Consider the following 11,108-nt stretch of genomic DNA (forward strand, 5'->3'; position numbering starts at 1 on the left):
TCAGCCGGCGGACCGGACTGAGCGGTCGAGGCACGTGCCCGGGAACTACCCTCATCCGGCCAGAACACGGGGTAGTCCCCGTGCACGTGCCAGGGGCCTGCCCACATCCGGCCAGAACACGGGGTAGTCCCCGTGCACGTGCCAGGGGCCTGCCCACATCCGGCCAGAACAGGGGGTAGTCCCCGTGCACGTGCCAGGGGTCAGCTGTCGGAGGCCTCCGACAGCACGGCCGCGAGCGCGTCGATCACCTGGCGGAGCTCCTCCTCGGTGATGGTGAGCGGCGGGGCCAGCCGGATGGTCGAGCCGTGGGTGTCCTTGGCCAGGACACCCTTCTTGGCCAGGCCCTTGCAGGCGTCCTTGCCGGACATCAGCGCCGGGTCGATGTCGATGCCGGCCCACAGACCGCGCACGCGCACACTGTCGACACCCTTGCCGATGAGGGCCTCGAGACCGTCGCGGAAGGTGGCCTCCAGGTCAGCGGCCCGCTGCTGCGGCTCGCCGGTCTGGAGCATCTTGACCACGGCGTGACCCACGGCGGCAGCCAGCGGGTTGCCACCGAAGGTGGAGCCGTGGGTGCCGGGGGTGATGACGCCCATGACGTCCTCGTTGGCCGCGACGGCCGAGACCGGCACGATGCCGCCGCCGAGCGCCTTGCCGAGGGTGTAGATGTCGGCCTCGACGCCCTCGTAGCCGCAGGCGAGCGTGGTGCCGGTGCGCCCCAGCCCGGACTGGATCTCGTCGGCGATCATCAGCACGTTGCGGTCGGTGCACAGCTCGCGCAGCCCCGGCAGGAAGCCCTCCTTGGGAATCTGCACGCCCTGCTCGCCCTGGATCGGCTCGACGAGCACGGCCACCGTGTCATCGGTGATGGCGGACTCGATCGCGGCCAGGTCGCCGTAGGGCACGGCGGTGAAGCCCGGGGTGTAGGGGCCGTAGTCGTCGTGCGCCTCCGGGTCGTCGGAGAAGCTGATGATCGTGGTGGTGCGGCCGTGGAAGTTGCCGTCCATCACGATGATGTGGGCCTTGCCCTGCTCGACGCCCTTGACGCGGTAACCCCACTTGCGGGCCAGCTTGATCGCGGTCTCCACGGCCTCGGCGCCGGTGTTCATCGGCAGGATCTGGTCCTTGCCGACGAGTTCGGCCAGGTCGCGGCAGAACGGGCCGAGCTGGTCGTTGTGGAAGGCGCGGCTGGTCAGCGTGGACCGGTCGAGCTGTGCCTTGGCCGCCGCGACGAGGTCGGGGTGGCGGTGGCCAAAGTTGAGCGCGGAGTAGCCCGCCAGCGCATCGAGGTAACGGTTGCCCTCGACGTCGGTCACCCACACGCCCTCGGCCTCGGCCACGACGACCGGGAGCGGGGAGTAGTTGTGTGCCGCGACGCGGTCCTCGAGCTCGATGAACGCTGCGTTGGTCTGCGGGAGCGAGGTGGTGTCGGTCATGGGCCAAGACTAGATCCAAAGCCACCCACAGCGAACACGCGGTGCCCCGAACCACGAATCGACGTGCGGAGGCACGACCAAACCCGGGGAGCCACCGACGAAACCGCTACGCACGTACGGGCGCCACCGACGAAACCACTACGACAATACGGGGCGGTGGGCCCAGAGGTCGCGGAGCAGGGCGATCTCGGCCAGGTGGTGGATCGCCTCGCGGTTGATGTGCAGCACCAGCTCGGCCATCGGGTGCTCGGCGAACGGGCCCTCCGCCTCACCCACGGGGCGGGCGAGGGCCGACGGGTCGAGGCCGCGCACCCCAGCGAGCCACGCGGCATACGTCTCGTCCAGCTGCGCCAGGGCACCTGCCGCGGTGCCGGCATACTCCCAGGACTGGTAGTCACAGGTGCGGAACCCGAAGTGGGACGCCGCCCGCGCCCCGAAGATCCCGACGATGAGGTGCGCGAGGCGCCAGGCGATGGTGGTGACCGGTGCGGGTGTCGGCTCGGGGAGCGCGAAGTCGACCTCCCACTCGCCGGCGCCCGCTGCCTGCGGAGTGGCCGCGGTGCCCCGTGGACGGACGCTCCAGGCGCCCTCGACCGGCTCCCAGAGATACTCCGCGTCGGTCAGCCCGTCCAACCGGTGCCGCGCGTGCTCCCAGTGCCAGGTCAGCTGCTCGATCGCGAGCTGGTGCCAGTCCGTTGTGCCCGTTGCCGCAGTGCTCATGTCTCTCCCCTTGCTCGGATCCCACCGAGACTAGGACCGGGCACCGACAGCACGGCGGACGTCGGGAACGCCCGAGGGCCCCGACCGTGTGGTCAGGGCCCTCGGGGCGTGGTGGCAGGTGCAGGATTCGAACCTGCGTAGGCGTACGCCGGCGGATTTACAGTCCGCTTCCATTGGCCACTCGGACAACCTGCCGTGACTGGCGGGTGAAAGGATAACAGGGGAAGCACACCACGTCCGAACCAGACCCGGACCCCTACGGAGGAGCAGCACCATGGCCGACTCGTCGTTCGACATCGTCAGCAAGGTCGACAAGCAGGAGGTCGCCAACGCCGTCAACCAGGCCGCGAAGGAGATCAGCCAGCGCTACGACTTCCGCAACATCGGCGCGTCCGTCGAGCTGTCCGGTGAGACGATCACGATGCGCGCCAACAGCGAGGAGCGGTGCCTCGCTGTGCTCGATGTCCTGCAGACCAAGCTGGTCAAGCGGGGCGTCTCCCTCAAGTCGCTGAACTACTCCGACGACGGCGAGCCCCGCCCGTCCGGCAAGGAGTACCGCCTGGACGCCGCCCTCACCGAGGGCATCAGCTCGGAGAACGCCAAGAAGGTCTCCAAGCTGATCCGGGACGAGGGCCCCAAGTCCGTCAAGGCCCAGATCCAGGGCGACGAGCTGCGGGTCACCTCCAAGTCCCGCGACGACCTGCAGGAGGTCCAGCGCCTGGTCAAGGGCGCCGACCTCGACTTCGCGGTGCAGTTCACCAACTACCGCTGACCCGGGCCGCACCCGCCCCCGGAGCAGGTCACGATCTCGCGAACACCCTGCACGGAACCGGTGCAACACCTGTCCCCCGGCTGACACTGGACGGATAGGGCCTCCGCCGTGGTGAGGCCGATCGAGCGATGGAGGCCGCGGTGGTACTCGGGATGTCAGAGGCGAACGGCACGGGACCACCTGTCCGCGACGCCGCGTGGTTCGACCAGCTGTTCGCGGAGCACGCGGTGTCGTTGCACCGCTACTTCGTGCGCCGCGCCCCGCGGCAGGAGGCCGAGGACCTCGCCGCCGAGGTGTTCGCGGTGGCCTGGCGCCGCCGGGACAGCATCCCGGAGGACTTCGTCCTCCCCTGGCTCTACAAGACCGCCTCCTACGTGCTGTCCAACCACCGCCGCAAGCCGACCCTGACGCTGCTGGCCGACTACGGCTCCGAGTCCGACGAGCGCAGCGCCAGCGTCGACCCGGCCGAGCTCGTGGTGGAGGACGACGACGTGCGGCAGGCCTTGGCCAGGCTCAGCCCTCGCGACCGCAAGGTGCTCATGCTGCACGCCTGGGAGGGCCTGGACGGCGAGGGCCTGGCCAAGGCCCTCGGGGTGACCCGTGGCGGGGCCGCGGCGGCCCTGTCCCGCGCACGCGCACGGCTGCGCGAGGCGTGGGCGACGTGAGCCGCACCGGCAACACACGCCCGCTCCGGAACATAGATGGTGCAGGGACCACCGGCCTGTTGGCCCCGACAGGGAGGACACATGATGGATGACTTCGAGGACGACGAGGCGCTGGCCCGGCTCCGAGCCGCGGACCCCGCCACGGGGGCACACCCGAATCTGCACAGGATCTCCGAGAAGCTCCGGGGGCGGACACCTCTGGGCAGCAGCCGCGACGAGGGCGGCCGCCCGTCCGGTTACGCCTTCTCCACGACCAGCGACACGGCCGTCCACGTCTCGGACCCAGGCGTCAGGACCGGCCGCGCCGGCCTGCTGGTGGCCGCGTCGGTTGCGGCCCTCGCGCTGGGTGGCGGTGGCTTCGCGGCGGGGCTGAGTGCCGGCTCCGACGACGACACCGTCACCACGGTCGCCGGCACCCAGGACGCCGGCGGCCAACGTGAGGACGGCCTGACTGCCGACAAGGAGGCGCCGGAGCTCATCGGTGTCGGTGAGTCGGCGGGCGACGAGGCGATGGGCGGCGACGGGGACATGGGAGTCGCGGTCGAGTCCGGATCCGACAGCGGCGGCTACGCCGGGCCGGTCATCCCGGTGGCCGGTGACGGACTGTCCACGGAGCGCACGTCGGGGACGGTCTATGCCCCGGCCGGCGGGCAGGGCGCCGACCCGACGGACCTGCTCGAGCAGTATGCCGCGGGGCTGGGGATGGAGGGCCAGGTCAACGACTACGACCGTGCCGCCGACATGACGGACGCCACGGACGCGCGCAGCGTGCACGTGAACAGCTACGGCGGCCTGACCTCGCTCGACTACAGCAACCCTGCCGTCGACCCCTACTGCGAGCAGTCCAAGGCCGAGTCCGGCGACTCGGGCTACGGCTGGTTCGGCCCGGGCGGACCGGCGCTGGAGGACCTGACCTGCGTCCCCGCGGGCCCGCTCCCGGACGAGGAGAGTGCCATCGCGACGGTCAAGGAGTTCCTGGACCAGGCGGGGGTGGACTACACCGGCTACGAGTTCAGCACCGACCCGATGTACCACGAGATGCTCGCCGGCAGCGCGATGGAGGGCGACGACACCGCCAGCGCGACCGCCGCCCCGGACGACGCGTCCGTGGCCACGGGCGAGCCGGAGCCTCTGCCGATCGAGGAACCGGTCGAGGGCATCACGGACCTGCCGATCATCGCCCGCAACACCGCGGCGCCGCTGACCGACTACCGGTCCTGGCACTTCTCGGTCACGGGCGGCGGCCTGGCCTACGCCAGTCTGCAGCTGGGCGACCTGGTCGAGCTCGGTGACTACCCTGTGATCTCGGCCACCGAGGCCGTGGAGCGCGCGACCGACACCCGCTTCCAGCAGATCGGCGTCTACATTCCCGACGTCGAGTACGGCGAGACCTACCTGGAGGAGTGGACCGAGCCCGCTCCGCTGCCGGCACTCTCACCCGGCGACCAGATCCCCTTCCCGATGTCGGAGTCGACCGTCACCCGGGCCGAGCTGAGCACCGGCGTGCTGAGCATGTGGGACGGCACCGAGTACCTCGTGCCGGTCTACCACCTCTCCGACGACGAGGGTCACCACTGGCAGGTGCTCGGCCTCGCGGAGGACGCCCTGGACTTCGCTCCCTGACCCGGACGGGGCCGGGGTGACCAGCGGGTGCCGCGCTCACAGCGCGGCACCCGCTGCGCGTCCAGGACTGGCGTATGCCGTCAGTCGGGACAGGCGTCGGCCGTCAGTCGGCCCGGGCGAACGTCCGCCGCGAGGCCAGCACCTCACGCAGCACCGACTGCTGGTCGGTGAGGGCCCTGCGCACGGCGGCGGACAGGTCACCGGCGGCGATCCGCTCGTCGGTGGCGGCCGCCGTCGCCTCCTCCACGACCGTCCGCGGATAGGCCAGCACCGCGACCCGCGCCAGCGCGTCCTGGCCGACCCGCCCCTCCAGGGCAGGGACGTCGCGGTGGAAGCGAGCGACATACGGCCGGACCAGATCGGTGTGCCGTCCGGCCCAGAACCCGTTCGCCAGCGCATTGAGCTCGTGGTTGGACCGGCCGTGGTCACCGACCAGCTGGTCCCACGCCCAGGCCTTGTCGGCCTCCGTCGGCAGGGCGGCCCGGGCGGTGAGGGCACCGAGGTTGCCCTGCATGGAGTTGTCGGCGGCCCGCGCCCGGTCGATCTCGTCGGCGGTCACGGCGCCGGCCACGGCCAGGGAGCGCAGCACCAGCCAGCGGAAGTCCCGGTCGCCGGCCAGCCCCTCGGGCAGGTCGTGGCCTGCGCCCCAGCGGTGCAGCAGCTCGGTGTCCGGGGTGGAGGAGGCCAGGACCCGCGCGGCCGCCAGGGCCCGGGAGGAGCCGGGCGGGGAGGACTCCAGCCGCCTCCGCGCAGCGTCCGCGACGGTCGCGCGGGCGGCGGGGACCGTCTCGTCGGGGAGGTACTCCCCCAGGACCCGGGTGGTCAGCAGCAGTCCCGCGCGGCTCAGGACCGAGGCGTTGTCCTCGACCGGCCAGGCCGCGGCGAAGGTGTCCACGACCAGCCACGGGTCGACGGTGGCGGTGGCGAGGCCGTCGGTCAGCGCGACCCACACGACCGCCCGGTGCTGCGCCTCGCGCACCCGGCCGAGCTGTGCGGGCAGGGCGGCCACGCTCTCGGGCGACAGCACGGACCGCGCCCAGGTGAGGTCCCCGGCGTTGGGGATGACGAGGCCGGCCACGCCGTCGACCTCCGCGGGCACGACGATCTCGTCGCGGTCGACCGTCGCTGCGACGTGCAGCACCTGCCGGCCGTCGGTCCAGCCGGCGACGTCCAGCGTGTGCGGCCGGTCGGCCGGCTCGGTGTCCGGCCGGGTGCGGGTGAGCCGCACGCCGCTGCCGGTCGGGACGGCGGAGATCGCGTCCACCCCGGCGGTAGTCAACCAGGCGCGGGCCCAGCCGGTCAGGTCCCTGCCGGACGCCTCTTCCATGGCGGCGAGGAAGTCGGTCAGGGCGGCGTTGCCGTGCGCGTGACCGGTGAGGTATGCCGTCACACCGGTCACGAAGGCGTCGTCACCCAGGTGGGCGACCAGCTGGCGCAGCACGGCGGCGCCCTTGGCGTAGGAGATGCCGTCGAAGTTCTGCAGCGCGGTGTCGGCGTCGGGGGCAGGTGCCCCGGCGACCGGGTGCGTGGACGGTGCCCGCTCCGCGGCGTAGCCCCAGGCCCTGCGCGACACGGTCGAGTCGACCCACGCGTCGTCCGACCCGGTGATCGCCGTGAGGGTCCGGTGGGCCATGTACTCCGCGAAGGACTCGTTGAGCCACAGGTCGTCCCACCACCGCATGGTGACCAGGTCGCCGAACCACATGTGGGCCATCTCGTGGCAGATGGTGTTGGCGCGGCCCAGCAGCTCGTCCTCGGTCGCGGCACCGCGGAAGAGGTAGGCGTCGCGAAAGGTCACGCAGCCGGGGTTCTCCATGGCGCCGGCGTTGAACTCCGGCACGAACACCTGGTGGTAGGAACCGAACGGGTAGCGGATGCCGAACAGCCGGTGGTAGTGGTCGAAGGCTTCTCTGGTGACCCGGAGCATCCCCGGGGCCTGGGCGCGCAGCTCCTCAGCGAGGGAGGCCCGGGCGTGGATCCCGAGGGGGATGCCGTCGTGCTCGTCGGTCACGGAGGCGTAGGGGCCCGCGCAGACCGTGACGAAGTAGGTGGCCAGCGGCTTGGTCGTGGCCAGCTCCCAGCGACCCGGCCCGCTCTGCACCGCCGCCCCGTTGCCCAGGACGGTCCAGTGCTCCGGGGCGGTGACGCTGATCGTGAAGGGCGCCTTGAGGTCGGGCTGGTCGAAGCAGGCGAAGACCCTGGGGGCGGCGTCCAGGAACAGGTGGCCGTAGACGTAGGCCAGCCCGTCGGCCGGGTCGACCGCGCGGTGCAGCCCCTGCCCGTCGTTGCTGTAGCCCATCGTCGACTCGACGACGACCGTGTTGTCCTGCACGAGGTCGCCCAGCACCACCCGCCCGTCAGTGACGGCGGCCGGGTCGACCGGGGTGCCGTTCAGGGTGATCGCGTGGACCTCGACGGCCCGGACGTCCAGGAACGTGCTGGCGCCGGGGACCGCGGTGAAGGTGATGGTGCTGTGGGAGCCGAAGGTGACGTGCTCGGTCGTGTCGCCACCGGTGAGGTCGAGCTCGACGGAGTATGCCGTGACGTCCAGCAGTCCGGAGCGCGCCTCGGCGTCCGTGCGGGTGAGGGAGGACATGGTCGCCAAGCCTGCCACGCCCCCATTTTCGTAGGGGCCTCGTAGGCTCCCCCGGGCCCGATCACCCGGCGTCGAGAACGCTCTCCACGGCGACGGACTCCAGCCCGACCGCCCGGCCCACCGCCGCGTTGGTCAGCCGGCCGGCATGGGTGCTGAGCCCCCGGGCCAGCGTCGGGTCGTCACGCAGGGCCTGCGCCCATCCCTTGTCAGCCAGCGCCACGGCATACGGCAGCGTGGCGTTGGTCAACGCGTAGGTCGAGGTGTGCGGCACCGCGCCGGGCATGTTGCCCACGCAGTAGAAGATCGAGTCGTGGACCGTGAACGTCGGGTCGTCGTGGGTGGTGACCCTGCTGTCCGCGAAGCACCCGCCCTGGTCGATGGCGATGTCGACGAGCACCGACCCCGGCTTCATCCGCGCGACCAGGTCGTTGCTGACCAGCTTGGGGGCCGCGGCACCAGGGACCAGGACGGCACCGATCACCAGGTCGGCCTCCAGCACGGTCTCCTGGAGGGTCAGCTCCGAGGACGCCAGCCCCCTGACGCGGTTCTGCGAGCGCCAGAACGCCGTCCGCAGCTTCTCCACGTCGGTGTCGAGCAGGGTCACCTCGGCCCCCATGCCGACGGCGATATTCGCCGCGTTCTGCCCGGCGACGCCGGCGCCGATGATGACCACCCTGGCGCTGGCCACGCCGCCGACGCCTCCCATCAGGACACCCCTGCCCCCGTTGGCCCGGAGCAGGGCGTGCGAGCCGACCTGCGGCGCCAGGCACCCGGCCACCTCGGACATCGGGTAGAGCAGCGGCAGCACACCCGAGGGCAGCTGCACGGTCTCGTAGGCGATGGCGGTGACGCCGCGGTCCACCAGCTCGCGGGTCAGGTCGCCGTTGGCGGCGAGGTGCAGGAACGTGAAGAGCACCTGGCCCTCGCGTAGCAGGGGGTACTCCTGCGCCACCGGCTCCTTGACCTTGAGGACCAGCTCCGCGCTCCCCCACACGTCGTCCGCCGACGCCAGGATCCGGGCCCCGGCCGCGACGTAGTCCTCGTCGGGGATGTGCGAGCCCGCGCCGGCGCCCTGCTCGATGACGACCTCGTGGCCGTGGGCCACGAGCTCATGGACCCCGATCGGGGTGAGCGCCACGCGGTACTCGCGGTTCTTGACTTCCCGGGGCACACCGATCCTCATCCCCCGATCCTCGCAGACCCGGTCCGGGCCCGGCGGGCGACTCCTCGCGGACCTGCTGGTCCTGGCGCGTCACCCCTCCGACGAGTGGCACGATGACGACGTGACCACGCCCTCGACCCCAGCCGGACCGGCACCGGTCCACCCACCCGAGCTGCCGCGCACGCCCCCGCTGCGGCTGAGGGGACGGACCTTCGACGCGGCCCGCCCCGCCGTGATGGCGATCATCAACCGCACGCCCGACTCGTTCTGGGGCGGCAACCGGCACGCCGCGCTCGACTCGGCGCTGGAGGCCCTGCGGGGGGCGGTGGCTGCCGGAGCCGACATCGTGGACGTCGGCGGCGTCCGCGCGGGGCAGGAGGGCGAGGTCGTGGACGCCGCCGAGGAGCTGCGTCGCGTGATGCCCTTCCTCGAGGCCGCCCGCGGAGAGTTCCCCGAGCTGGTGCTCAGCCTGGACACCTGGCGCAGCGAGGTCGCCCGCGAGGCCGCGACCGTCGGCCTCGACCTGGTCAACGACACGTGGGCGGGACACGACCCCGCCCTGGTGCACGTCGCGGCCGCGACCGGCGCCGGGATGGTGGTCTCGCACACCGGTGGGCTGCCGCCCCGGACCGACCCGGTCGCGGTCCGGTACGCCGATGCCGAGGGCGAGGACGAGCTGGCCGTCGTCCGGGACGTGCTGCGCGTGCTCGCGGCCGGTGCCGCGGCCGCTGTGGAGGCGGGCGTGCCGGCCGAACGGGTGCTGATCGACCCGACGCTGGACTTCGGCAAGACCACGCGGCACAGCCTCACGGTGCTGCGCCACACCGGGGACCTGGCCGCGCTCGGCTATCCCGTCCTGCAGGCCCTGTCCCGCAAGGACTTCGTGGGTGAGACGCTCGACCTGGGGCCGGATGACCGGCTGGAGGGCACGCTGGCTGCCACGGCGGTCGCGGCCTGGTTGGGGGCCACCGTGTTCCGGGCCCACGACGTGCGCGCCACCCGCCGGGTGGTCGACATGGTCGCCACGATCCGGGGCGACCGGCCCCCGAGGCTGGCCGTCCGCGGCGAGCCCTGAGCCGACCGCCCCAGCGTCCCGCCGCACAGGCTCGCCGCGGAGGTGACCTCACCACACGGACTGGCAGCTCGGACGTCCCACCCAGGCCCAGCGCGCATCACCGCAGGTCCCAGCGCTGCAGCGGCAGGTCCGTCGCCGAACTGCCAGCCGTTGTGGCGGAGCGGGTGCCTCAGCCCTGTCGACCAGCCATCGCCTGGAGGCGGGCGACCCGGTCCTCCATGGGCGGGTGCGTGGCAAAGAGGCTCTTCACGTCACCGGCGCGGAACGGGTTGGCGATCATCATGTGGCTGGCGTTGACCAGCTGCGGCTCGGGGGCGAGCGGTGCGGCCTGGGCGCCGTAGTGGATCTTGCGCAGGGCGCTGGCCAGGGCGAGCGGGTCACCGGTGAGCGTCGCGCCGTCCTCGTCCGCGTCATACTCCCGGGTGCGGGTGATGGCGAGCTGGATGAGCATGGCGGCCATCGGCGCGAGCAGCGCCATCGCGATCATCGCGAGCGGGTTGGGCCGGTTCTCCCCTCCACCGCCGCCGAAGAACAGCATCATCTGCGCAACGGAGGTGATGACGCCGGCGATCGCGGCGGCCACCGAGCCGGTCAGGATGTCGCGGTTGTAGACGTGCATCAGCTCGTGCCCGAGCACGCCCCGCAGCTCGCGCTCGTCGAGCAGGTGCAGGATCCCCTCAGTGCAGCACACCGCGGCGTTCTGCGGGTTGCGGCCCGTGGCGAACGCGTTGGGCGCGGCCGTCGGGCTCACGTAGAGCCGGGGCATCGGCTGGCCGGCGCGCGCCGACAGCTCCTCGACGATGCGGTACATCGCCGGCTGCTGCTCCGGCGTCACGGGGTAGGCCTTCATCGCCCGGATCGCGAGCTTGTCGGAGTTCCAATAGCCGTAGGCGGTCGTGGCGACACCGATCAGGGCGAACAGCCAGATGAAGCGGCCGTTGCCGATGACGGCGCCGAGCCCGAGGAGCAGGGCCCAGATCGCGCCGAACAGCAGCGCGGTCTTCAGGCCGTTGTAGTGCTTGTGCATGCTGGGGAAACGCTCCATCCACCCGTCGTGTT

The 11,108-nt window shown here is 72.0% G+C and carries 9 protein-coding genes and 1 tRNA gene; 4 read left to right on the forward strand and 6 right to left on the reverse strand.

From position 1 onward, the window contains the following. Positions 1 to 200 precede the first annotated feature (200 nt). The 3 genes from rocD to DA085_RS15960 form a co-directional block, all read right to left on the reverse strand. Positions 201 to 1,436, reverse strand: coding sequence for an ornithine--oxo-acid transaminase (gene rocD / locus DA085_RS15950; RefSeq protein ID WP_109473976.1), 1,236 nt, complete (start codon positions 1,434 to 1,436; stop codon positions 201 to 203). Between the two features lie 138 nt (positions 1,437 to 1,574). Then, positions 1,575 to 2,156, reverse strand: a complete 582-nt coding sequence (locus DA085_RS15955) for a DinB family protein (protein ID WP_109473977.1) — start codon at positions 2,154 to 2,156, stop codon at positions 1,575 to 1,577. A gap of 109 nt (positions 2,157 to 2,265) precedes the next feature. Next, positions 2,266 to 2,351 (reverse strand) — tRNA-Tyr (locus DA085_RS15960). 79 nt (positions 2,352 to 2,430) lie between these two features. Between DA085_RS15960 and DA085_RS15965 the strand changes: the two genes are divergently transcribed. The 3 genes from DA085_RS15965 to DA085_RS15975 all read left to right on the forward strand — a co-directional run bounded on the left by DA085_RS15965 (position 2,431) and on the right by DA085_RS15975 (position 5,216). After that, positions 2,431 to 2,928, forward strand: a complete 498-nt coding sequence (locus DA085_RS15965) for a YajQ family cyclic di-GMP-binding protein (protein WP_109473978.1) — start codon at positions 2,431 to 2,433, stop codon at positions 2,926 to 2,928. A 152-nt stretch (positions 2,929 to 3,080) separates the two neighbouring features. After that, on the forward strand, positions 3,081 to 3,593 hold the full coding sequence (locus DA085_RS15970; RefSeq protein WP_109474042.1) for an RNA polymerase sigma factor: 513 nt from the start codon (positions 3,081 to 3,083) through the stop codon (positions 3,591 to 3,593). 81 nt (positions 3,594 to 3,674) lie between these two features. After that, positions 3,675 to 5,216, forward strand: coding sequence for a hypothetical protein (locus DA085_RS15975; RefSeq protein ID WP_109473979.1), 1,542 nt, complete (start codon positions 3,675 to 3,677; stop codon positions 5,214 to 5,216). A gap of 103 nt (positions 5,217 to 5,319) precedes the next feature. On the opposite strand, the gene pepN is transcribed toward DA085_RS15975, so the two are convergent. After that, positions 5,320 to 7,812 (reverse strand): aminopeptidase N, encoded by a 2,493-nt coding sequence (pepN, locus tag DA085_RS15980; protein ID WP_109474043.1) that lies wholly within the window; start codon positions 7,810 to 7,812, stop codon positions 5,320 to 5,322. Between the two features lie 61 nt (positions 7,813 to 7,873). Next, positions 7,874 to 8,995: an alanine dehydrogenase gene (ald, locus tag DA085_RS15985; protein ID WP_109473980.1), complete on the reverse strand. Its 1,122-nt coding sequence runs from the start codon at positions 8,993 to 8,995 to the stop codon at positions 7,874 to 7,876. A gap of 100 nt (positions 8,996 to 9,095) precedes the next feature. On the opposite strand from ald, the gene folP reads away from it, so the two are divergent. Next, positions 9,096 to 10,049 carry a dihydropteroate synthase gene (gene folP, locus DA085_RS15990; RefSeq protein ID WP_419866519.1) on the forward strand — a complete coding sequence of 318 codons (954 nt, stop codon included), beginning with the start codon at positions 9,096 to 9,098 and terminating at the stop codon, positions 10,047 to 10,049. A gap of 169 nt (positions 10,050 to 10,218) precedes the next feature. On the opposite strand, the gene htpX is transcribed toward folP, so the two are convergent. Further along, complete coding sequence (htpX, locus tag DA085_RS15995; RefSeq protein ID WP_109474045.1) at positions 10,219 to 11,076, reverse strand: zinc metalloprotease HtpX; 858 nt, start codon at positions 11,074 to 11,076, stop codon at positions 10,219 to 10,221. Positions 11,077 to 11,108: the final 32 nt, after the last annotated feature.

Source organism: Ornithinimicrobium cavernae (assembly GCF_003121625.1).
Taxonomy (GTDB): domain Bacteria; phylum Actinomycetota; class Actinomycetes; order Actinomycetales; family Dermatophilaceae; genus Ornithinicoccus; species Ornithinicoccus cavernae.